15 protein-coding genes are annotated in these 23,753 nt (G+C 57.4%); 13 read left to right on the top strand and 2 right to left on the bottom strand.

The annotated features are described in order from the left end of the window. Positions 1–33: 33 nt before the first annotated feature. The 6 genes from D8767_RS27045 (at position 34) to trpE (ending at position 6,411) form a co-directional block, all read left to right on the top strand. Positions 34–1,068 (top strand): ABC transporter substrate-binding protein, encoded by a 1,035-nt coding sequence (locus D8767_RS27045; protein WP_016715780.1) that lies wholly within the window; start codon positions 34–36, stop codon positions 1,066–1,068. A gap of 60 nt (positions 1,069–1,128) precedes the next feature. Continuing rightward, positions 1,129–2,376 carry an ABC transporter permease gene (locus tag D8767_RS27040; RefSeq protein WP_016715781.1) on the top strand — a complete coding sequence of 416 codons (1,248 nt, stop codon included), beginning with the start codon at positions 1,129–1,131 and terminating at the stop codon, positions 2,374–2,376. Positions 2,377–2,387: 11 nt separating this feature from the next. Beyond that, positions 2,388–3,215 (top strand): ABC transporter permease, encoded by an 828-nt coding sequence (locus tag D8767_RS27035; protein ID WP_016715782.1) that lies wholly within the window; start codon positions 2,388–2,390, stop codon positions 3,213–3,215. Positions 3,216–3,370: 155 nt separating this feature from the next. Further along, positions 3,371–4,045, top strand: coding sequence for a ribulose-phosphate 3-epimerase (rpe, locus tag D8767_RS27030; RefSeq protein ID WP_016715783.1), 675 nt, complete (start codon positions 3,371–3,373; stop codon positions 4,043–4,045). Then, positions 4,042–4,860 carry a phosphoglycolate phosphatase gene (locus D8767_RS27025; RefSeq protein ID WP_016715784.1) on the top strand — a complete coding sequence of 273 codons (819 nt, stop codon included), beginning with the start codon at positions 4,042–4,044 and terminating at the stop codon, positions 4,858–4,860. Before rpe ends, D8767_RS27025 begins: the two co-directional genes overlap by 4 nt. 69 nt (positions 4,861–4,929) lie before the next feature. Beyond that, positions 4,930–6,411, top strand: a complete 1,482-nt coding sequence (gene trpE, locus D8767_RS27020; RefSeq protein WP_016715785.1) for an anthranilate synthase component I — start codon at positions 4,930–4,932, stop codon at positions 6,409–6,411. Between the two features lie 32 nt (positions 6,412–6,443). Here the strand turns inward: trpE and estP are convergent, their stop codons facing one another. Further along, on the bottom strand, positions 6,444–8,324 hold the full coding sequence (gene estP / locus D8767_RS27015; protein WP_063977467.1) for an esterase EstP: 1,881 nt from the start codon (positions 8,322–8,324) through the stop codon (positions 6,444–6,446). 547 nt (positions 8,325–8,871) lie between these two features. On the opposite strand from estP, the gene D8767_RS27005 reads away from it, so the two are divergent. After that, positions 8,872–10,068: an integrase arm-type DNA-binding domain-containing protein gene (locus tag D8767_RS27005; protein ID WP_122048475.1), complete on the top strand. Its 1,197-nt coding sequence runs from the start codon at positions 8,872–8,874 to the stop codon at positions 10,066–10,068. 154 nt (positions 10,069–10,222) lie between these two features. Here the strand turns inward: D8767_RS27005 and D8767_RS27000 are convergent, their stop codons facing one another. Next, a complete protein-coding gene (locus tag D8767_RS27000; RefSeq protein WP_228031004.1) occupies positions 10,223–10,927 on the bottom strand; it encodes a hypothetical protein in 705 nt (234 codons plus the stop codon). Between the two features lie 603 nt (positions 10,928–11,530). Here D8767_RS27000 and D8767_RS26995 point away from each other — a divergent pair. The 6 genes from D8767_RS26995 to D8767_RS26970 all read left to right on the top strand — a co-directional run bounded on the left by D8767_RS26995 (position 11,531) and on the right by D8767_RS26970 (position 23,753). Continuing rightward, positions 11,531–12,687 (top strand): IS3 family transposase gene (locus tag D8767_RS26995; protein WP_122048320.1). Its coding sequence is split into 2 segments (ribosomal slippage): positions 11,531–11,789 and positions 11,789–12,687, totalling 1,158 coding nucleotides; the frame shifts between segments, so codons are not numbered across the junction. Positions 12,688–12,823: 136 nt separating this feature from the next. Further along, the gene (locus tag D8767_RS26990) at positions 12,824–13,024 is read left to right on the top strand and encodes an AlpA family transcriptional regulator (RefSeq protein WP_122048474.1); all 201 of its coding nucleotides are present in this window, start codon (positions 12,824–12,826) and stop codon (positions 13,022–13,024) included. 322 nt (positions 13,025–13,346) lie between these two features. Continuing rightward, positions 13,347–14,003, top strand: coding sequence for an inovirus Gp2 family protein (locus D8767_RS26985; protein WP_122048473.1), 657 nt, complete (start codon positions 13,347–13,349; stop codon positions 14,001–14,003). 477 nt (positions 14,004–14,480) lie between these two features. Then, positions 14,481–17,606, top strand: a complete 3,126-nt coding sequence (drmD, locus tag D8767_RS26980) for a DISARM system SNF2-like helicase DrmD (RefSeq protein ID WP_122048472.1) — start codon at positions 14,481–14,483, stop codon at positions 17,604–17,606. After that, the gene (locus D8767_RS29000) at positions 17,603–21,679 is read left to right on the top strand and encodes an Eco57I restriction-modification methylase domain-containing protein (RefSeq protein WP_177412731.1); all 4,077 of its coding nucleotides are present in this window, start codon (positions 17,603–17,605) and stop codon (positions 21,677–21,679) included. Before drmD ends, D8767_RS29000 begins: the two co-directional genes overlap by 4 nt. Before the next feature lie 109 nt (positions 21,680–21,788). Continuing rightward, positions 21,789–23,753 carry an ATP-binding protein gene (locus D8767_RS26970; protein WP_122048471.1) on the top strand — a complete coding sequence of 655 codons (1,965 nt, stop codon included), beginning with the start codon at positions 21,789–21,791 and terminating at the stop codon, positions 23,751–23,753.

The raw sequence follows: 23,753 nt of genomic DNA, 5'->3' as shown, positions 1-23,753 counted from the left end.
CTTCACCAACCCTGTACTGTGGAGAGAATAAGAATGCGCAAGCAGTTGAAACTGACCGCCCTGGCCTTGGGGCTTTTCGCCGCTGGCCAGGTCATGGCCGCAGACCTCACCGTGATCTCGTTCGGGGGCGCCAACAAGGCGGCCCAGGTAAAAGCGTTCTACGAGCCATGGGAGAAGGCGGGTAATGGCAAGATCGTCGCCGGTGAGTACAACGGCGAAATGGCGAAGGTCAAGGCAATGGTCGACACCAAGAGTGTGTCGTGGAACCTGGTAGAGGTTGAGTCGCCAGAGCTGGCGCGTGGTTGCGATGAAGGCATGTTCGAAGAGCTCGACCCAGCCCTGTTTGGCAATGAGGGTGACTACGTGCCGGGTGCCATCCAGCCTTGCGGCGTGGGCTTCTTCGTCTGGTCCACGGTCATGGCCTACAACGCCGACAAGCTGAAAACCGCACCTACCAGCTGGGCTGATTTCTGGGACACCAAGAAATTCCCAGGCAAGCGCGGTCTGCGCAAAGGTGCCAAGTACACCATGGAATTCGCACTGATGGCCGATGGCGTTGCGCCCAAGGACGTCTACAAAGTGCTGGCCACCAAGGAAGGCCAGGACCGCGCCTTCAAGAAGCTTGATGAGCTCAAGCCCAGCATCCAGTGGTGGGAAGCGGGTGCACAGCCACCGCAGTTCCTGGCCTCGGGTGACGTGGTCATGAGTTCTGCGTACAACGGCCGTATTGCCGCTGTGCAGAAAGAGAGCAACCTCAAGGTGGTGTGGAACGGCGGCATCTACGACTTCGATGCCTGGGCCATTCCGAAAGGCGCCAAGGATGCCGAAGAAGCGAAGAAATTCATCGCTTTCAGCGTGCAGCCCGAGCAGCAGAAAACCTACTCCGAGAACATCGCCTACGGCCCGGCCAACGCTAAGGCTGTGAGCCTGCTGTCGGACGAAGTGAAGAAGGACATGCCGACCACGCCTGAAAACATCGCCAACCAGGTGCAGATCGACGTGGCCTTCTGGGCCGACAACAGCGAGCAGCTGGAGCAACGCTTCAACGCCTGGGCGGCGAAGAAGTAAACGTCCAGTGTGCGGGGCTGCATCGCAGCCCCCATTTCAGCCTGTATTGCGGAGTTCGCCATGGCCATTGCAGTGCCCCTCAACGAAGGCGCAGGTCCAAGTCTCAAGCAGCGCCTCAAGCACGCCGAGCGGGTCAACCGCTGGAAGGCGCAGGCGTTGATCGCGCCGCTGGCGCTGTTTCTTCTGCTGGTGTTCCTGGTGCCGATCGCGGCGCTGCTGTACAAGAGCGTCGGCAACCCTGAAGTGGTCGGCGGCCTGCCACGCACGGTCGAAGTCATTAGCCAGTGGGATGGCAAGAGCCTGCCCGGCGAGGATGTGTACAAGGCGCTGAGCCAGGACCTGGCCGAATCGCGCAAGAACCAGACCCTTGGCGACCTTTCCAAGCGCTTGAACATGGAACTGGCCGGTTACCGCAGCCTGTTGACCAAGACCGCCCGGGCACTGCCATTCAAGGCTGAGCCTGCCTCATATAAGGACGCGTTGCAGGCCGTCGACGAGCGATGGGGTGATCCAGCCTACTGGCAGGCGATACGCCGCAATACCAGTTCGGTGACATCGTTCTACCTGCTGGCCTCTGTCGACCATCGCATCGATGACCTTGGCGAACTGGCCAAGGCCACACCGGACCAGGCCATTTACCTGGACATTTTTGCCCGTACCCTGTGGATGGGTGTGGTGATCACCGCCATCTGCCTGGTGCTGGCCTACCCACTGGCCTATTTACTGGCCAACCTGCCGACCCGGCAGAGCAACCTGCTGATGATCCTGGTGCTGCTGCCGTTCTGGACTTCGATTCTGGTGCGGGTGGCGGCGTGGATCGTGCTGCTGCAGTCGGGCGGCCTGATCAACAGCGCGCTGATGGCCATGGGCATCATCGATCAACCGCTGGAACTGGTGTTCAACCGTACCGGTGTTTACATCTCGATGGTACACATCCTGCTGCCGTTCATGATCCTGCCACTGTACAGCGTGATGAAGGGCATTTCGCCCAGCTACATGCGTGCGGCAATTTCGCTGGGCTGCCACCCGTTCGCCAGCTTCTGGCGGGTTTACTTCCCGCAGACTTACGCCGGTGTAGGTGCGGGTTGCCTGCTGGTGTTCATCCTGGCCATCGGCTACTACATCACTCCGGCACTGCTGGGCAGTCCGAACGACCAGATGGTCAGCTACTTCGTTGCCTTCTACACCAACACCAGCATCAACTGGGGCATGGCCACCGCGCTGGGCGGGCTGTTGCTGCTGGCGACTGTGTTGTTGTACCTGATCTATAGCTGGCTGGTCGGCGCCAGCCGCCTGCGCCTGAGCTGAGGAGCCTTGTGATGTTGAGCCCATACATGTCGCCCGTGGAGCGGGTCTGGTTCTACAGCCTGCGCATTCTTTGCGGTTTGATCCTGCTTTTCCTGATCTTGCCGGTACTGGTGATCGTGCCGCTGTCGTTCAACAGTGGCAGCTTCCTGGTGTACCCGCTGCAGGGCTTCTCACTGCAGTGGTACCAGGACTTCTTCGGCTCGGCCGAATGGATGCGGGCGCTGAAGAACAGCATCATCGTCGCCCCGGCAGCCACGGTGCTGGCCATGGTGTTCGGCACCCTGGCGGCCATCGGCCTGACCCGTGGCGATTTCCCCGGCAAGTCGCTGGTGATGGCGCTGGTGATTTCGCCGATGGTGGTGCCGGTCGTGATTATCGGTGTAGCCAGTTACCTGTTCTTTGCACCGCTGGGGATGGGCAACAGCTTCACCTCGCTGATTCTGGTGCATGCGGTGCTGGGTGTACCGTTCGTCATCATTACCGTGTCGGCCACCTTGCAGGGCTTCAACTACAACCTGGTGCGCGCGGCGGCCAGCCTGGGCGCGTCGCCACTGCTGACCTTCCGTCGGGTGACCCTGCCGCTGATTGCGCCCGGGGTGATTTCGGGGGCGCTGTTCGCCTTTGCCACGTCGTTTGACGAGGTGGTGGTGACCCTGTTCCTGGCAGGGCCCGAGCAGGCGACCCTGCCGCGGCAGATGTTCAGTGGTATTCGCGAAAACCTGAGCCCGACCATTGCAGCGGCTGCGACCTTGCTGATTGCCTTCTCGGTGATATTGCTGCTGACCTTGGAGTGGTTGCGTGGGCGTAGCGAGAAGCTGAGAACCCAGCAGCCTGCCTGATTGTCAGTTTTCTGAGCCTGCCTCTTCGCGGGTAAGCCCGCGAAGAGGCCGGTACAGGTTGAAACAGCTGGTCGACACGGATTGATACCAATCAGCCTCTACCCGTTTGCCTGAGTTACAATGCGCGCCACCGTGATTCTGCCAACAGGTGCGCCATGCAGCCCTACGCTATTGCCCCCTCCATTCTTTCCGCCGATTTCGCCCGCCTGGGTGAGGACGTCGACAAGGTTTTGGCTGCGGGTGCCGACATCGTTCACTTCGATGTCATGGACAACCACTACGTTCCCAACCTGACCATCGGCCCGATGGTATGCACTGCCCTGCGCAAGTACGGCGTCACCGCGCCCATCGACGTGCACCTGATGGTCAGCCCGGTCGACCGCATCATCGGCGACTTCATCGAGGCCGGCGCCACCTACATCACCTTCCACCCGGAAGCCACCCAGCACATCGACCGCTCGCTGCAGTTGATCAAAGACGGTGGCTGCAAGGCCGGCCTGGTGTTCAACCCGGCCACCAGCCTGGACGCCCTGAAGTACGTGATGGACAAGATCGACATGGTGCTGCTGATGAGCGTTAACCCAGGCTTCGGCGGGCAGAAGTTCATCCCCGGCACCCTCGACAAGCTGCGCGAAGCGCGTGCGCTGATCGACGCCAGTGGCCGTGATATCCGCCTGGAAATCGACGGCGGCGTCAACGTCAACAACATCCGCGAGATCGCTGCCGCTGGCGCCGACACCTTCGTGGCCGGCTCGGCCATCTTCAACGCCCCGGACTACCAGGAAGTCATTGCCCGGATGCGCGCCGAACTGGCTCAGGCCCGCCCATGAGTGGCTTCGAGCAGCTGTTCCCGGGGACGCTGCCCAGGCTGGTGATGTTCGATCTGGACGGTACCCTGATCGACTCCGTGCCAGACCTGGCCGCCGCCGTGGACCGCATGCTGCTCGAACTGGGGCGCCCGCCTGCCGGCCTTGAGGCGGTGCGCCATTGGGTTGGCAATGGCGCCCAGGTGCTGGTGCGCCGAGCACTGGCGGGCGGTATTGAGCATGACGCTGTGGATGATGTGCTGGCCGAGCAGGGCCTGGCGCTGTTCATGGAAGCCTATGCCCAAAGCCATGAGCTCACTGTGGTTTATCCCGGCGTGAAAGACACCCTGCGCTGGCTGCAGAAGCAGGGTGTGGAAATGGCACTGATCACCAACAAGCCGGAGCGCTTCGTCGCCCCTTTGTTGGACCAGATGAAGATCGGCCGCTATTTCCGCTGGATCATCGGCGGCGACACCCTGCCGCAGAAAAAACCGGACCCGGCGGCGTTGCTGTTCGTCATGCAGATGGCCGGCGTTACCCCGCAACAAGCGTTGTTCGTCGGTGATTCGCGCAGTGATGTGCTGGCGGCCAAGGCGGCTGGCGTGCAATGCGTGGGGCTGACCTACGGCTACAACCATGGCCGGCCGATCCACGACGAAACCCCCAGCCTTGTGATCGATGACCTGCGCGCCTTGCTGCCCGGTTGCGAAGACCCGGCCACTGGGATAACGTTGGCGGACCTTCAAGCCTCACAAGACAGAGAGTCCACCGTGGCGGTTACTGGCAAATTCTGGATGAAAGTCATCAAGGCTCTGGCCCGTTGGCGTTGGCGCGCCTGACTTCTGCCTGCCGGCGTGTGCCGGCCCATCCGTTTGCCTGACTTATTGCTGCTTGCCACGAGGCTACTCATGAACCGCGAAGAATTCCTGCGCCTGGCCGCTGTCGGCTACAACCGCATCCCCCTGGCCTGCGAAACCCTGGCCGACTTCGACACGCCGCTGTCGATCTACCTGAAACTGGCCGACCAACCCAACTCGTACCTGCTCGAATCGGTTCAGGGCGGTGAGAAGTGGGGCCGTTACTCGATGATCGGCCTGCCGTCGCGCACCGTGATGCGCGTTCACGGCTACCACGTCAGCATCCTGCAGGATGGCATCGAGGTGGAAAGCCACGATGTCGAAGACCCGTTGGCGTTCGTCGAAAGCTTCAAGGACCGTTACAAGGTCGCCGACATCCCTGGCCTGCCGCGCTTCAACGGCGGCCTGGTCGGCTACTTCGGCTACGACTGCGTGCGTTATGTGGAAAAGCGCCTGGGCGCCAGCCCCAACCCGGACCCGCTGGGTGTGCCGGATATTCTGCTGATGGTGTCCGATGCCGTAGTGGTGTTCGACAACCTGGCAGGCAAGATGCACGCGATCGTGCTGGTCGACCCGGCTGAAGAGCAAGCCTTCGAACAGGGCCAGGCACGGCTGCAAGGCCTGCTGGAAACCCTGCGTCAGCCGATCACCCCGCGCCGTGGCCTGGACTTGAGTGGCCCGCAGGCCGCCGAGCCGGAATTCCGCTCCAGCTACACGCGTGAGGACTACGAGAACGCCGTCGGCCGTATCAAGGAATACATCCTGGCCGGTGACTGCATGCAAGTGGTGCCGTCGCAGCGCATGTCCATCGACTTCAAGGCAGCGCCTATCGACCTGTACCGCGCGCTGCGCTGCTTCAACCCGACGCCCTACATGTACTTCTTCAACTTCGGTGACTTCCATGTGGTTGGCAGTTCGCCCGAGGTGCTGGTGCGTGTCGAGGACAACCTGGTTACCGTGCGCCCGATTGCCGGTACTCGCCCGCGTGGAGCGACCGAAGAGGCCGACCGTGCGTTGGAAGACGACCTGCTGTCGGACGACAAGGAAATCGCCGAGCACCTGATGCTGATCGACCTGGGCCGTAACGACGTGGGCCGTGTGTCCTCGACCGGCAGCGTGCGGCTGACCGAGAAGATGGTGATCGAGCGTTATTCCAATGTGATGCACATTGTCTCCAACGTCACCGGCCAGCTGCGTGAAGGGCTGACGGCGATGGATGCGCTGCGGGCGATTTTGCCGGCTGGCACCTTGTCGGGCGCACCGAAGATTCGTGCGATGGAGATCATCGACGAACTGGAGCCGGTCAAGCGTGGGGTTTACGGTGGTGCCGTGGGGTATTTTGCCTGGAATGGCAACATGGACACCGCGATTGCCATCCGTACTGCCGTGATCAAGGACGGCGAACTGCATGTGCAGGCCGGTGGCGGCATCGTTGCCGACTCGGTGCCGGCGCTGGAGTGGGAAGAAACCATCAACAAGCGCCGCGCGATGTTCCGTGCGGTCGCCTTGGCTGAGCAGACTTCAGCCAAGTAAATGGATTGGGGCCGCCGAGCGGCCCCATCTATTCAGAAGTCCACGCTGATCCCCAGGCTCACCCCCTGCTGGGTCAATTCATCGCTCTTGCGCCAGTTGTAGTTTCCGCGCAAATGCACCCCTGCCACCACTTCATGGCTTACCCCCAGGCTCGCCCGGGTCAGGTCGCTGTGCGGCGTATACCCGGTCAGGGTGAAGTCATTCGCCGGCAAGCTGGTGAGGTGCATGGTCACATCCTGCCGGTCATCCTCGAACTCATGTTCCTGCGCCACTTCTGCGAACAGCCGGGTACTCGGCAGCACCTGCACACTGCCCTGCAAACCCAGGCCCAGGCGGCGTGACGTGCGCGCCTGGTCATCGAAGCCCAGCGCCGTCGAGCGACCACTCTTCTCGTCGTAACCATCCACCTTCACGCGCGCATAGTCGGCACTGATGAAGGGTGCCAGCTGCCAGTTGCTGCTATCGGCTGCCAGGTTGTAGCCCAGCCGCCCGGATATCGCCCAGGCTTCGCCATCAGTGTCGCCTTTTTCGCTGCGGTCATTCACGCCAAGGGCGAAGGTGCGCTTCAGGTCGCTGTAGTCCAGGTGCCCGGCGGTTAGCGCGGCATCCGCCCACCAGCGGTCCTGGCGGTATTGGGCAAAGGCGCTGGCCAGATAGCTGTTCAGCGTGTAGTCCGAGTCGTGTCCGCCGGCTTCCAGTTTCTGCCGGTATACGCCTCCCGCCAGACCCAGGCGCCAGGCTTCGTTCAGGCGATAGCTGCCCCCCACGGTCAGGTTGTAGCCGCGGCCATCGCCACTGGCCGCGCTGCTCTGGCCGTCGAAATCCAGGTCCTGGGCGCCGCTGGCGACAAAGGCTTGCCACTGGCCAACGGCCTGCCAGGGTGTCTGCCACTGGTTGCGCAGTTCGTCCTGGTGGGCACGCAGGCTTGTGTGGGCCATTTCCGGAAGCAGGGTCAGTTCCCATGGTGCGGAGAGGATCGAGTAGGCGTAATCGGCGATCAGTTGCTGGCCAGCGATGGTCGGGTGCACCAAGTCGTTGAACAGCAGCTTGGTCGGGTCTGGTGTTGTGCCGTTGTTGCCGTACACCGGGTTTTCCACGCAACCTTCGCCGCTGTAGCAGGTACCCACCAGGTTCTGGCCGGTGGCCAGGCCGAACTGGCTGGGGCTGGCCAGTGCCTCGCTCAGCAGCATGGGCACGTTCAGCGGGATGATCTCGGCGTCAATTTGCCCCAGTTGGCTGAGCAGCGACTGGTTGAAGACACCAGACAGTAATGACAGGGGGGTCTGCTGCGGCGTGCCGCTGAAGTTCGGTGTTTGGCCAAGGTCCGGGAGCAGCCAGACCATGATGTAGCGGGCGCCACCTTGTTGCAGGGCCTGGGCGCTGGCGGCCAGGCGGGCACCGGCGGCTGCGGCATCGGCGGGGCTGTTGACCAGGCCCTGCAGGAAGTCATTACCACCACCAGTCAGGTAGTACAGGGCGTTAGGGTCGGCACGCAGGCCGTTAGCCAGGTAGCCTGGCTTCTCCCGTAATACTTGCCCGGCGCCGGGGCGTCCTGGCGGGATGACCGTCTCGGAAGTGCTGGTGATCGAATCCAGGATCTGTTGGGTGGTGTAGCCACCGACTGCCCAGTTATTGCCGTCGGGAAGCCCCAATACCGGATTTAGAGGGGAGGTGGAAGGGCCAAGCTCGGTCGGGTTCACACCCAGCTGCCCGCCCAGGATCATCGGCGACACTGGCGCATAGTTGCCATTGGCATCGAGGTTGGTGAAGCGCACGCCGCCAAACTGCCCGGCATCGCTGAGGCTGTCGCCAAACACAATCATGCCGGAGTAGGGCGAGGGTGCCGCGAATGCCTGGCTGCAGGCTAATGCCAATGAGGCGAGGGTAAAGCGCAATAATGGGGCTTTTCGCATCAGGGAACATCCTTTTCTTTGTTTTTATGAGGTACTGCCCGATCGACCTTAGCAAATCGCCGTGCATCCCTCCCAAGTCCATTCGTTTCCCCGTGTTTACAGGCATATTGCGCCCGCCGCCCCGGTAAGCTACTGTGCCGGGACGTATGAGCGAGACCTATCCTGTGTTGATCGTCAGCAAACTCTTGATGCGCGTAATCAAGGCCCACGCCCGTTGGCGTTGGCGCGCCTGACTTTATCTCTTGCCGGCCCGCCCGGCCCGTCCCCGTTTGCCTTCTTCATTTTCTGCCCTTTGTGGCGAAGCTGTGCCCGTGACGGCAGCAAGAAGGTTCGAATTCTGAAGTCAGTAAGTCCAAGAGGTTTAACACCATGTTACTGATGATCGATAATCAGCATCGGCTTCTTTGAATGTCCGTAAGAGTCTATGCGTATTCGTAAAAGCCAGTAAAACCAATAGTTTTACGTCCTTTATCATCCATGCCGTCCGTTGGCATCTACGAATAATGCGGGTATCGTTGCGGGTATCGAGATTCGGATACCCGCAGATATGCCCCTGACAGATGCCAAGGTCCGCAACGCCAAGCCTGCCGAGAAACCGCTCAAGCTGACCGACGGTGGCGGCTTGTATCTGGAGGTGCGTCCTAGCGGCACCAAGCTGTGGCGGCTCCGCTATCGCATAGACGGCAAGGAGAATGTGTTTGCCATTGGCAGCTACCCGGAGATTGGGCTGGCTGATGCGCGCAATGAGCGGGAAAAGACCAAGCCACTGATTCGCCAAGGTATCCATCCGTCACACAACAGGCAGGCCGAACGGCTGGCTGTCAGCGCTGCGAACGCGAACACTTTCGAGGCGGTTGCGCGCGAATGGATCAAAAAGAAGGCGCCAGGCTGGACGCCTTACTACTTGCGGCAGGTTGAGAGGTTCATGGCGGCAGATGTCTTCCCCTTCGTGGGGAAGCTGCCGATACGCAATGTATCGGCCGCACACCTGTTGGATATTCTCGGCCGGATTGAGGCCCGAGGGGCTGCAACGGTGGCGCTGCTCGTCAGGCAGTGGTCGTCGGCAGTCTTTCGGTATGCCGTCGCGACATTGCGTGCCGACGCCGATCCGGCGGCCGCTCTGAAAGGCGCTATACATCGCCCCAAGGTGCAGCATAACAAGCCGCTCAGTCGTGAGCTGATAGCTGAATTTTCTAAGGTCCTGGAGCAATACGGTGGCTACAGGACTACGGTGATCGCGCTGCGTCTGATGCTGCTCACCTTTGTTCGCACTGTAGAGCTCCGCAAGGCAGAGTGGAGCGAATTCGATCTGGATCGGGCCGAATGGCGAATTCCGGCTGAGCGTATGAAGATGCGAGAGACGCACATAGTCCCGCTATCCAGGCAGGTGGTCGAGTTGCTGCGTGAACTGAGCACCCATACAGGTGGTCGTCGACTACTTTTCCCGAACTATCGCAAGCCAAACGAATGTATGACCGCCACAACTCTGAACCGAGCACTTGAGCGCATGGGCTTCAATGGCAAGGACAGCATAGGCTTTTCAGCTCATGGCTTTCGCGCGACAGCTTCGACCATGCTGAACGAAATGGGATTTCGCGCAGACGTGATTGAACGTCAGTTGGCGCATGCTGAGAGAAACAAAGTTCGTGCAAGTTACAATCAGGCTGAATATCTGGAAGAGCGACGTCAGATGATGCAAGCGTGGGCTGACGAAATTGATGCTCAAGTTGTGGCGAAGGGGTGATCCTGATCTGTCCTTAATTTACTTGGTTGAGTTCGCGAATTTATTTTTCTCGCAAGGCTGTTTAATGAATCCCTGACAGCCTTGTTAGTAATTAGGATGTTCCGGCAGAGTATTTTTGACGGAGCATGAATAGATCATGCTGCCTGTGCAATCTTTAGCTGTCGGCTAGCGCTTTCAGTCTTGCTGGGATGTAAGTTCCTTTTTCTTCCTCCATTTTTAGCAGTATATCTAGGACTTGAGTTCGTTTTAGATCATGTTTTTCGGCTAGCTTATCAAGGCGATTAATAGTCTTTTGGGATAGGATGAAGTTATACTGCTTTTTTCCGGCATCTTTATTTTTGGCGCGGCTTTTATTTTTGCTCCATTGTTTCTTGATGGAGTCCATGAGCAGTACTTTTTCTGATGTGGTGATGCTTGGGGTGTCAAGGAAAATAATTAAATCCTCTACTTCTTGAAGTTGGATTTTATGGGGGTCTAAATGTGAGTATTTGGCTTTGGTTGTTTTCCATGCTGCACTCAACTTTTCCTTCTCGTCTGGTCCGTCGAACCATTTAAATAAGTAGTCTGACTCTGTATGGGCTTCCCATTCGGATCTTATCTGGTTGACGATTGCTGACTTTTGAGTTCTTTCTGTTTGCCATGTATCAATTGCTGCAATGGTTAGATTTCTACCGGTTAGATTTTCGGGGGCGTCTGTGTAGGGGATCCCATTTTTTTCGGTCAGTTTTCTGATTAGGAAATTGTTCTGCCTTTTGTTATTTGTTATCCACTGAAGGCTCTGCTCGGGTAAGAGGTCGGTGATCTTTTTATTTTCGATTGTTTGTTTTAGTCCTGGGTGGTTGATGACGAGTTCCGCCATTCGGTCTCGCATACCCGGGCTTCCGAATTCTCCTAAATCTATATTTGGGAAATTCTGGATTATAAAAACCCATAGCCAAGTAGAGAATCTCCTGTCGGCATTAAGGCTATTAAATGTTTTCTGAAGTTTGTCTTTGTGAGCTATTGGCATAATTCTTGCTTTCGTTATTTTCGGGTTGGGAGGCTGCTAAATCTCTAGTAGTTCCATAGGTGAAAATATCATATTTCTAGCTCTTTTCTAGGGAAATCCTAGGGGTTTCCAAGGGGGTTCCTAGGGTGAAAAATCGGCTCAGGTGCCAGTGTTCATGGGGTTATCAGAGGTAAGCTTACGGTGATAGGCATTCTGTCTTCCAGGAACACTGTGAGGCTGTCGGATCGGCCTCCTGCAAATGGACTGTAGGCGGTGTTGGCGTGAGGGGAGCGGTGTAAAGGCGCGCCTACAAATGAGGCGAGTGCTCGGTCATTCTTCGGTTATATAACTCCCTTCGTTTAGGTGAAGTTGTACTTTATTATTTCTGCTGTGTGAGTGCATGGTCGGGGTTGTATGATCTTGCCCAGTCCCAGTGGACACCCCGTTAAGCGATAAACTGCAACGAGGTGAATCATGGCAAGACAAGCAACCCCAATGAAACAGACCCGCACCCGCCATTCCCAAGCCTACAAGGACGAAGCGCTGGCTTTGGCCGAGCGCATTGGCGTCAGCAAGGCTGCCGAACAGCTCGGCCTGCATGCTTCCCAGCTCTACGGCTGGCGGAGCAAGAAGCACCAGACTCAGGCCGGCAGCGAGCGCGAGCAGTCGCTGGCCGACGAGAATGCCCGACTCAAGCGGCTGTTGGCCGAGCACGCCGAGGAGCTGGCCATCGTAAAAAAGGCCGCCGCGTACTTTGCCAAGAGCCTCAAGTGAAGTACGCCTTCATGAGGACTCATACCGCGCATTTCTCGATCCAGGCCATGTGTCGCGTGTTGGGCGTTGCCCGCAGCGGTTACTACGCTTGGTGCTCTCGCAGGCCGTCAATCCGCCAGCGGCGAAGAGCCGAACTGGATCGGCAGGTCGCTCAGGCATACAGCGCACGCAAGGGCCGCAGCGGGGCTCCACGGCTGTGCCACGACCTGCGGGAAGCCGGCCTACCCTGCAATCGCAAGACGGTAGCCGCCTCGATGCAACGGCAAGGACTGCGTGCCAAGGCCGCCAAGAAGTTCAAGGCCACGACCAATTCTCAGCACTCCCTGCCAGTGGCAGAGAACTTGCTCAAGCAGGATTTCAAGGCATCTGCGCCAAATCAGAAATGGGTGGGTGACATCACCTACCTGCATACGGAGGAAGGCTGGCTGTATCTGGCAGTGGTCATCGATCTGTATTCACGGATGGTGATCGGCTGGGCCATGAACGAGCGCATGACGGCCGACTTGGTTTGCGATGCCTTGCACATGGCGCTGTGGCGACGTAGGCAGCCTAATGACGTGATCGTGCATAGCGACCGCGGCAGCCAGTACTGCTCAGCGGCTTACCAGGAGCTGATCCGCGCCCATCACTTGCGATGCAGCATGAGCGCCAAAGGCAACTGCTACGACAATGCCTGTGCAGAGAGCTTCTTCCACAGCCTGAAGGTCGAGTGCATCCACGGCGAGCGCTTCACGAGCCGCGCCCAGATGCGTGAAACCGTGTTTGAATACGTCGAAACCGATTACAACCGCCAGCGGCGACACAGCACGCTGGGGCACATCAGCCCAGAGACCTTCGAGGCCAGGATGTGTGCTTAAACCCGTGTCCACGGCTGCTGGGCAAGATCAGTAGGGTGCAAGGCTGAAAGTTCTTCTCTGCTTTCTTGGGTGGACTAATCACAAAGTAAAGGATTACATGGAAGCCAGATCTGATGAGTAAAATTAGGAGCTCATCATGAAGGTGATTCGACTACAGCAGGTAATGGAAATGACAGGCCTTGGACGCTCGACGGTTTACAAGTATGTTTCCGGTAACTGGTTCCCGAAGCCGATCCCCTTGGGAGGGCGGAGTGTTGGGTGGCTGGAGAGTGAGGTTAAGGAATGGATCTTGGATCGAATTGAGGAGCGCGACACGCAAGGAATCGTTTCGGTTTGATCTTAAAGTTCTCTATGGTTTTAGATGAGGTGCTACGGCCAGGTTAGCTGGTCGTGGCAATTTTTTTCCAGAGTTTATTTTTGGAGTTTCGCATGGTTTTTATTGGATGTCTTCCCGGTGGTGATAGGCATTTTTCTTATTGGGTCTATCGGTATTGGTAGTATGCTTTATTATTTGTGTATCAGGTGTCATTGTGTTTGGGTATGTGTTAGTGATGAATTGCAGGAATCCGTGGGATGCCTGAATGATGTGCATCGCAGATGCGTCGTAAAAAACTACTCATTGCTAGAAGTTTATGAAACTAGCACCGGAGTGTTTGAAAATGCAGCGTCTTCCTCAAAACCGAAATCTGATTATTCATGATGCAAGCAGCTATTTGGGATTCCCTATTCAAGTCGATAAAGGGCCTTTTGTTCAACAGTATCTGGAAAGACTTCACAGTACTACAGAGAGGGCTGTTCAGCAGTATTCACGTGTTTTCGCATTTAGGGTTGATCTGAGGTTTCCTACAGGCGTTGATCTGCCTGAAAGCTATTACACGAATCAGGTAATTGATCGATTTGTTGAATCGTTTAAGGCCAAGATACGGCACAATCGTCGAATAGCACGAATGGAGAACAAGAGTGCGCATGACAGTAATGTGCGGTGCGTCTGGAGCAGGGAGGTGGGGCAGCATGGAAGACCCCACTATCACATGGCCTTCCTGCTGAACTTCGATGCGTTCAATGCCCTTGGAAAATTCGAGGCCGGAAGAGACAACATGTTCAATCGTCTTGAGGGGGCATGGGCCAGTGCCCTGGGACTACCAGTTGAAGCGGTCAGGGGGCTGGTCGAGATACCGACCAATCCAACCTACTGTCTACGTCGGAATGACCCGCAGAGCCAGGCTGACTTTTTCTACAGGACCAGCTACCTCTGCAAGGTAGCCACCAAGGTTTATGGGGATGGCCAGCATGGCTTCGGTGCGAGCCGGCTGTGACAGCCCTTTGCAATGCCTTTCGTGCTGATAACCAATAGCATCTGTACTCTCCTCGCTCAAAAGAGATTCAGGCGAAGGGAGCAAGATCAGCGCTATCAGGCAACTCAGCAAGTGATCGAAGTCGCCCTCTACGTGGGTACCGTGCTTGATTGCTACGCCCGTACCTGTGTGGTCAGGATTGTATGAGGCCGATGAAGGCCTCGGTCAGTTGCCCAAACTGCAGAAAGCGTGGAGAGCGGCTTTACCCACGCCGTGCCAATGGATAAGGTGATGTATTTTGCATCATAGCAGGCGGTAGTATCCCAGGGATGGCCAATCTACAGTGTTCTCTGCGATCACGAATGCCGTTTCCAGCCCTGGGCTTCGCACCTGTACTCAATTGAATTTAGTGCTTCGGGCTTTCGAAAGCGCGAAGCCCATAGGTGTTTGCTCATTCGTCGTCATCGGCTAGATGAAGACGGTGTTAAGGGGTTAAGAATGACTGCAATGGCGGAAGGCAGCAGCTACCGTGATATCCCGCAACCAGGTCAGCTTGTCGAAGTTAGACGCCGGCAGTGGGTGGTGGCTGAGGTGGACGCTTCCAAATTAGGCAGCGTGCAGCAGCACGCTGTCACGCTGGCTTCCATTGATGAGGATGCCCTAGGCGAAGAGCTCCAGGTGATTTGGGAAATTGAGCCAGGTGCGCATGTCATTGAGCGTGCTGGTTTGCCAGCCATCACCGGACAGGACGACTCCTGCACTCTGGAGGCTTTTCTCGATGCCGTGCGTTGGGGGGCTGCTACGAATGCTGATCGCGGCTTCCTCCAGGCACCGTTTCGCAGTGGTGTAAGTCTGCAAGACTTCCAGCTGGATCCCCTGGTTCGTGCAATCGACATGGCTCGCGTCAATCTGCTGATCGCCGACGATGTAGGTCTGGGCAAGACCATCGAAGCCGGCTTGGTCATTCAGGAAATGCTCCTGCGTCATCGTGCTCGAACTGTGCTGATCGTCTGCCCCGCGTCACTGCAAGAAAAGTGGCGTGTCGAGATGATGGAAAAGTTTGGTCTGGAATTTCGTATCGTCGACAGCACTTACATCAAGGAGATGCGGCGCGAGCGTGGAATACATGCTAATCCTTGGACCTCGTTCCCGCATCTGATCACGTCGATGGATTGGGCTAAGGCCGGTGATGGTTTGCGTGCATTCCGCGATATCCTGCCGACGCATGTCAGCTATCCGCGTAAGTTCGATATGTTGGTCGTCGACGAGGCGCACAACGTCGCGCCGTCAGCGAGCGCTCAATACGCGATCGAAAGCCAGCGTACTCGTTTCATCCGCACCATAGCCCCGCATTTTCAGCACCATCTGTTTCTGACTGCGACGCCACATAACGGCTACACCGAGTCCTTCACTTCGCTGTTGGAGCTGCTCGATGATCAGCGGTTCGCCCGCAATATCATGCCGGAGCAGAAGCAGCTGTCTCAGGTGATGATCCGCCGCCTCAAGAGCGAAATCACTGACAAGGACGGGAATCTGATTTACGCACAGCGCAAGCTCGAAGCATTGCCCGTCTACTACACCGCAAAAGAAAGAGAAGTCCATCGCAAGCTTCAAGAATTCTGTGCCAGCAGAGAATGCGCGGATGACGAGTTGGGTGGTGTGACCGGTGCGTCCTTCGTCAACCAACTGCTACGGAAACGCTTGTTCTCGTCGCCGGCTGCTTTCGCGTCGACCCTGGAAAAGCATGTCGCGACGCTGGAAAACGACGGAACTAGCAAAAGACGAACGGATTTGTCCGAGCGAATTTTGCTCAAGGCTATACAGCGTGCCGAAGAGGATTACGCCAACGACTCAGACGTCGAAATTGCGCAGCAAGAGGCCGTCGAGGAAGCCACGCGCTACTCACGCCCGTTGAACGCAGAGGAGCGTATCCTGCTCGATGAGCTCAGGCACTGGTCTCAGCAGGCGATGAATCAAGCCGACTCCAAGGCCAAAGCGTTGCTTGATTGGATCAATCGGCATTTGAAGACCGATGGATCCTGGAATGGTAAACGAGTGATTCTCTTCACCGAGTACCGCACCACGCTCGACTGGCTACATCAGATTCTGGCGACTAATGATTTGGGTGGCGATCGCCTGATGATCTTGCATGGCGGCATGGATCACGACGATCGAGAACAAGTGAAGGCGGCATTCCAGGCCGCTCCAGACATTTCCCCCGTGCGCATCCTGCTTGCCACCGACGCCGCTTCCGAAGGTATCGACCTGCAGAACCACTGTAACTACCTCATTCACTTGGAAATCCCGTACAACCCCAACGTCATGGAGCAGCGCAACGGTCGTATCGACCGCCATGGCCAGCGTGAGAAAGAGGTGGTGATTTGGCATCCGGTCGATGCTCGGCAAGACCAGGATACTGTCGGTGGCCATCAGGACGATATCCTGCGCGCCTTGCGTAAGCTCGATTCCATGCGTGCCGATATGGGCAGCGTGAACCCCGTAATCGCACCGCAGATGTCTGGACTCATCGAAGGGGCGCTACGTGATCTGGATACCCGTTTGGCGGATGCGAGGATTGCCCAGACCCGCCGATTCGTCAGAGCTGAAAAAGACCTCGCTAACCGAATAGCGAAGCTACATGAGAAGTTGGTCGAGACTAGGGAGGACTTCCACCTCTCTCCTGAGCACATCCTGAAGGCGGTCGAAACCGGCTTGGCGTTGGCCGAGAAACCGGCTCTCAAGCCGCTGACGCTGGCGGGGATCGCGCCGGGTAAAGTCTTCGAGCTGCCGCCCCTAGGAGGTGCCTGGGAGCGGTGCCGCGAAGGGCTGGAGCATCCATTCACCGGCAAGTCACGCCCGGTGACATTCGATCATGAAGTCGCCAATGGGCGAGACGACCTGGTGCTCATCCATCTCAATCATCGGTTGGTGCAGATGTGTCTGCGTTTGCTGCGTGCCGAGGTTTGGGCGCAGGAAGACAACAAGCGCTTGCACCGAGTGACGGTGCGAGCGTTGCCTGACGATCGTCTCGAGGCCCCGGCGGTTGTGGTCGTGTCACGCTTGGTGATCACTGGCGGCAATCACCATCGTCTACATGAGGAACTGACGTTGGCTGGGGGCTATCTGCGCGAACAGGGCTTCAAGCGCGAAGAGGGCGTCGCCCGCGTACAGGGCTGGTTGGACGACGCGCAGCCGTGTCGGCTCGATGATTCGCTCTTTGTCATGTTGCGCTCTCGCTTCGCCACTGCGGAAGAGGCGATTCAGCAATCCCTCGGAGCACGTTCACGCAATCGTCTCGAATATTTGGGCAACACCCTGGAAACCCGCAAGAACAAAGAAAAAGAAGACATCTTCGCCGTGCTGGATGAGCTGGATAGTGCCATTCGCAGGGAGCTGGATAAGGACGAGTTGCCTGAGCAGTTTTCTTTGTTCAGTGAGGATGAGCGCACCCAGGTTCGTCGTGACAACTCCGCCCTGCAAGCACGTCTCGTGCGGATTCCTGCGGAGCGGGAAGAAGAGGCCGGTGCCATCGAAGCTCGTTATGCCGAACCGCAGGATCGCACCTTCCCGGTAGCCGTCATTTTCATCGTACCTGTACCGCTAGCCCAGGGAGGCCGCGTATGAACCCCCTCGATATTCACGATGAATGGTTGTCGCTGATTGAGGTCTCCGGTCCTTTCCTCGCCACGCCGGTACTGAAACGAATCTTCTCCACTGGTCTACCTGCTGTCGAACCTCGCATTCGACAGTACCTGCGGCAAGCTTATGACGAATGGTGCGAGGCGCGTGACAATGACGATCCCAGATTCACCGAACTGCATCGCGCCTGGATTCACGAGGTGCTTGCCCGCGGCCTGGAATACGACGAGAACGATAGCGGTGAGCTTCTACTACGAGGTGAGCGCATTCCTTCTGAGCTACGCGTCACTCTGCCGGAACATGGTGTCACCTTGGAGCCTGACTATGCGTTGGTCTCAGGCGGCAAAAGTCAGCTGCTCGTGCAAATCTATTCTGCGGGCACGGATCTCCAGGCAGCACTGAAATTGGATGGCTGGTCCGCTAGTCCAGCCGAGCGCATGGAGCGGCTCTGCCGGGCCAGCGGCTGTCGCCTTGGTTTGGTCACCGATGGTGAGCGCTGGATGCTAGTCGATGCTCTCGTTGGCGCTGTTTCGACCTTCGCAAGTTGGTATGCACGTCTCTGGGGGCAGGAGCGGCTGACGCTGCAGGCCTTTCTCACCCTATTGGGTATCCGGCGCTTCTTCGGGCCAGACGATGAGTCCTTACCCTCAATGCTGGACGAGTCTCTTCAGTATCAGGAGGAGGTCACCGATGCCCTGGGTGAACAAGTCCGCCGCGCGGTCGAGGTGTTGATCCAGGCACTGGGTAAGGAAGACCGTGAACGGTCAGGAGCGCTGCTGCAAGGTGTCGAGCCGACCGAGCTCTACGAAGCGGGTCTGAGCATCATGATGCGTCTGGTGTTCCTGCTGTCGGCCGAGGAGCGGGGGCTCTTGCTGATGGGAGAGGAGGTGTACGAAAGCAACTACGCCATTTCCACTCTGCGTATGCAGCTGCGCCAGGAAGCCGAGGAGGTGCTGGAGCGGCGCAACGATGCCTGGTCACGGTTACTAGCGACATTTCGCGCAGTGTACGGCGGCATTGAGCATGAAATGCTGCGCCTTCCAGCGCTGGGTGGTTCGCTGTTCGACCCTGATCGTTTCCCTTTCCTCGAAGGGCGCTCTAAGGGCTCCGATTGGAAGATCGACTCCGCGCGACCACTACCGATAGATAACCGCACCGTGCTGCTCCTGCTGGAGGCGATCCAGCAGTACGAGGGGCGTACGCTTTCCTACCGAGCGCTGGACGTTGAGCAGATCGGTTACGTTTACGAAGGCTTGCTGGAGCGGACTGTCGGACGAACCGAACGGGTGACAGTGGAGCTGGCCGGTGGCAAGGGGGCAAAGAAGACCCTTTATGCTCTGGAGGAGCTCGAAGCTCTGCACCAGCGGGGGGACGAAGTGTTGGCCGAGGTGCTCTCCGGTGCCGATGCGATCAAGCGTGGCGGAGGAGCGATACTCAAGGATCTTGAACGCTCGGTCGATGTTGTCCAGGCAAACCGCCTGCTCACCGCCTGCGCTGGAGACGAAGGCCTGCGTGATCGTGCTTTGCCATTTATAAACCTGCTGCGTACTGATCCTTGGGGGTACCCGCTGATTTACCCAAGCGGAGCCTTTATCGTCACCACGGGCAGCGATCGGCGCGAGACGGGAACGCACTACACGCCGAAACTGCTCACCGAAACCATTGTCGACGAGACGCTGACGCCGATCGTCTACACGGGGCCGGCAGAGGGAGCTTCACGTGAACAATGGGTGCTGAAGTCGCCCGCCGAACTGCTGGATTTGAAGATCTGTGATCCAGCCATGGGCTCGGGGGCCTTTCTGGTGCAAGTCTGCCGCTGGTTGGCTGATCGACTGATTGAGGCATGGTCAAAAGTTGAAGGCAGCGGAAAGACAGTGAGTGTGGGCGGCGAAATTTTGGATGCGCCGAATGCCAAGGAGCCTTTGCCCTCGGATGCTGAAACACGCACCGTGATCGCTCGCCGCCTTATCGCTGAACGCTGCCTCTACGGCGTGGATCTTAATCCCCTGGCGGTGGAACTAGCCAAGCTCTCCATCTGGCTGGTTACGATGGCCAAGAATAGGCCGTTCGGCTTCCTCGACCACAACCTGCGTTGTGGCGATAGCCTATTGGGCATCCATCGACTGGAGCAGCTTACCGAGCTTTCGATGACGCCCGGCGGTAAAGGGCAGCAGCGTCTGTTTGGAAAGAACATCGAAAAGGCCGTCCAAGCAGCGATCGAGCTACGCCAGCGACTGCGCGAGATGCCGATACGCGACATTCATGACGTCGAAGCGATGGAGCGACTTGATGCTGACGCGCGTAGAAAACTGGAAGTAGCGGAAAACATTGCCAACGCATTCATCGGTGAGGTTCTTGCCTCCGATGGCAGCGTATCTGCACTAGCGAGCGGACTGGCATCTCTTGCCGTTCAGGCCGGAGAAGCCGTTGAAGGAGATACCGAGTCAACCCAATCCATCGCGACGCGTGCGGGAATCACCCTTGCCTCTGGTTTATCGATTGGAATGGCAGCCCGCCGCCCGTTCCACTGGCCATTGGAATTCCCTGAAGTGTTCATGATTGGACGGCCAGGTTTTGATGCTTTCGTGGGGAACCCTCCATTTTTGGGTAACCGCCTATGGAAGTCATCGATGGGTGAGAAGCTACAGTGGCAGTGCCAGATGATTCTTGGCACATCGCCTGGAAAGATCGACCTGAGCATCGTCTTCCATAGGCGAGTCGTCGATCTGCTCTGCCCGAATGGCTGTTATGGCCTACTTGCCACGAGCAACATCGCTGAAGGAAGTGCGGTCGCGGTTGGACTCGGGGCCATCGTTCAGAGCGGTGACATCTATTTTTCCAGAAAAGGCATGCCTTGGCCTGGTACCGCCTCTGTGGTTGTAGCGGTTATTGGCTTTATCAAAGGCCGATGGGCTGGCGCTTGTCACTCAGAGGGTCGCTCATGTGAACGCATCGGGCCACGATTAGAGCCCGAAACAACTGACGTTTGGCTTCCACAAGAGCTTCCAAGTGCACCATTTACTTTCGCTGGCGTGGACAACAGTAAAGGACTGGCGTTTGTTCTCACTGCTGATTCCCCATGGTTCGAGCGTCTCAAGAACGAGCCGAATAGTCTTCTCCGGCCATACATCACCGGAGACGACATAACCAGTTATGCGCTTCGGATAACCGACCGATGGGCGCTGGACATCGCTGATAAAAAGCTGGAGGAGATTGAAGAGAACTGGCCAATTGCTTTCCAGTTTCTGATCCAGGAGGTTCAGCCAACCCGAACGCCAGAGGCGTTGAAGAGTTATAAGGGACTCTATGGCCGCTGGTGGCAATTCTGGAACCATCGAGCTGATCTCATGCGCAAGCTGCGCAAACAGGGGCACTTCATTGCATTTGCCAAGGTCACCAAATACCCATTTTGCTTGATGGCACCTGCTGAATGGATCTACACAAACAAAATCCTGCTTATTGGTGCTGACAGAGATGACCTTTTCGTAATTTGCTTGAGCTCGTTCTTCCGAAATTGGCTCTATGCATTCTCCGTTCGTAGCTTGGGGGCAGACACCAATACGCTCACGCTTTCTATTCGAGAGGCTGTTTCGACTTTCGCCCTACCGAATGAGATGGTATCGCTTGCCGGTCGAGACCATGCAACTCGTTTTCAAGACGTTCTCGTCGCGTGGAGCGATCAGAATCAGTGTGGTTTAACTGACGCACTGAACGCTGTGAACACGCCCAGCTGCAACGATCCAGCCATCTGTGAACTGCGCCAGATCATGGCTGCAATAGACGTCGAAGTTGCGCAGGCTTATGGCTGGGATGATCTTGATATTCCCTACGATTTCCGGGAGTTCAGTGGCGGTTCTGCAAGGGATTCGTGGCGCTGGGCGCTTTCGGAAGACCTAACAGCGGAGTTGATGCATCGGCTCACAGAGCTGAACCGACATCGCTTTGGTGAGCTCTCGCAAGCACCAGCGAATGCTCCCAGTCCAGCCAAACGAGGGCGTCGTTCGAAAGCTGCTTCATCCGTGCGCCTGGATGATTTGTTCGCCGGAGACAACGTATGAGCGACCAGCGTTACTCCGCCGACCTGATTGTCACGGCGCAAGACTTCGCAGAGTGCAGCTGGAAAAACGCTCTGGCCAATGAAGAGCGCGAAGGCTATGGAGGAAGAAAATGACGAATGAAGTCGTACCGACGTTCGAGATGACCGTCGACCTCAACGTCCTTGAGCATCTCGGCATCAACCTCTACAGCAACATCGCCGCCGTCCTGACCGAAGCGGTGGCCAATGCATGGGACGCGGATGCATCGAGCGTGCAGATTCGCGTCGCTCCTAACAATGAGTGGATCGAGATCGAAGATGACGGTATCGGCATGTCTGTCGATGACCTAAATGGTAAGTACCTGCGCGTCGGCTATCGCCGCCGCGATGAGGATACGGAGCATGGATGCAAGACGGCGAAGGGCCGGCCCGTGATGGGGCGTAAGGGACTAGGCAAATTGTCTTTGTTCTCTATCGCCAACGTCATCGAAGTGCAGTCTGCCAAGGATGGGGATGCGCATGGCTTCCGCATGAGCGTGCCGGGTATCCAGCAGGCTGTGCAGGAAAAGCGCGCATATCACCCTGAGCGCCTGGAGAGCGGCACGCTCACGGCGACGCGAGGCACGAAAATCGTGCTGCGCGACATCAAGCGCCAGCGGCTCGGCAAAGGCGTCACAGCGTTGCGCAAGCGTCTTGCTCGGCGTTTCTCGATCATTGGGCAAGCTCATGGCTTCGAGATCAAGATCGACGGCCAGCCGATTACGGCTGCTGATCGAGGTGACTTGCCCAAGGTGCAATTCCTTTGGACGTTCGAGGGTTACGAGCCGGAAGCCAGCACGGTTTCCCATGTCTTGGAGCGCGAATCGCTACCAGCTCGGTTCGAGGCATGGGATTCATCGTGGCGTGTGAGCGGTTGGCTTGGTACTGCACGTAAGCCCAAAGACCTCGATGACGAAGAGGCAGGGAACCTAAATGGCATCGTGGTCTTCGCACGAGGCCGCTTGATCCAGGAAAACGTCATCGATCGACTGAATGATGGGAGGCTTTATACGAAGTACCTTACTGGTCAGATTGAGGCGGATTTTCTCGATGCGGACGATCGCCCCGACATCGCCACCAGCGACCGCCAGCGTGTGCAGGAAGATGACGAGCGCTACGTCCAGTTGATCGTTTTTCTCAAATCTCGCTTGGGGCAGCTCGAGAAGCGCTGGAGCGAGTGGCGGAGAAAGCACGAGGTCAAGGAAGCCCAGGAGACGTCACCTGCCCTTGCAGAATGGCTGGAGTCTCTCCCTGTAGGTTACAGGAATAGTGCTGAAACGCTGATCTCCAAGCTGAGCGCTCTGCCGGTCGATGATGAGGATGACCGCAAGCTCATGTATCGGCACGGCATCCTGGCATTCGAGCGAATGAAGCTGCGTGGCTCGACCGAAGAGTTCGTCACGAGCATCGAGAGTGCCGACAGGCTCTTGGCTGTGCTCGCTGACCGGGACTCTCTCGAAGCCTCGCTCTATCGGGACATCGTGAAATCCCGTCTGGATGCGATTCGAGACTTTCAAAACATCATCGACGAAGACGCGAAGGAAAGGGTGCTTCAGAAATACCTGTTCGATCATCTCTGGTTGCTGGACCCCGCATGGGAACGTGCCACGGGTAGTTCGATAATGGAGTCGCGTCTGATGACGGAAGGCGTGCTGATCGAAGACATGACTGAGAAAGAGCGCTTGGGTCGTGTCGATATCGCCTACCGCACCAATGCAGGCAAACACGTCATCGTCGAACTGAAGAAGGTCGGGCGCAAGATGGCATTGCTCGAATTGGTCGAGCAAGGGCAGACCTATGTCGACAAACTGACGAAGATCTTGCGTGAGCAGAATCAGACCAGCCCGGATATCGAGGTGATCTTCGTGCTTGGGAAGACCGTAGCCGAAGAGGCATCCAACCCGGATCGACTCAAGTCGTCGATGACATCGATCTCGCCAGGCAGTCGCATCGTTCATTATGACACTCTGATTCGTGGAGCGCAGGAAGGGTATTCAGCCTATATCGCCCAGAGTAAGTCGCTCGACAAGCTGGAAGATATCGTGAATAGGATTTGA

This window comes from Pseudomonas sp. LTGT-11-2Z (genome assembly GCF_003691445.1).
In the GTDB taxonomy this organism is placed as follows: Bacteria; Pseudomonadota; Gammaproteobacteria; order Pseudomonadales; family Pseudomonadaceae; genus Aquipseudomonas; species Aquipseudomonas monteilii.
The sequence above is the reverse complement of the archived record's forward strand: the minus strand, read 5'-3'. Positions and strand labels throughout refer to the sequence as shown.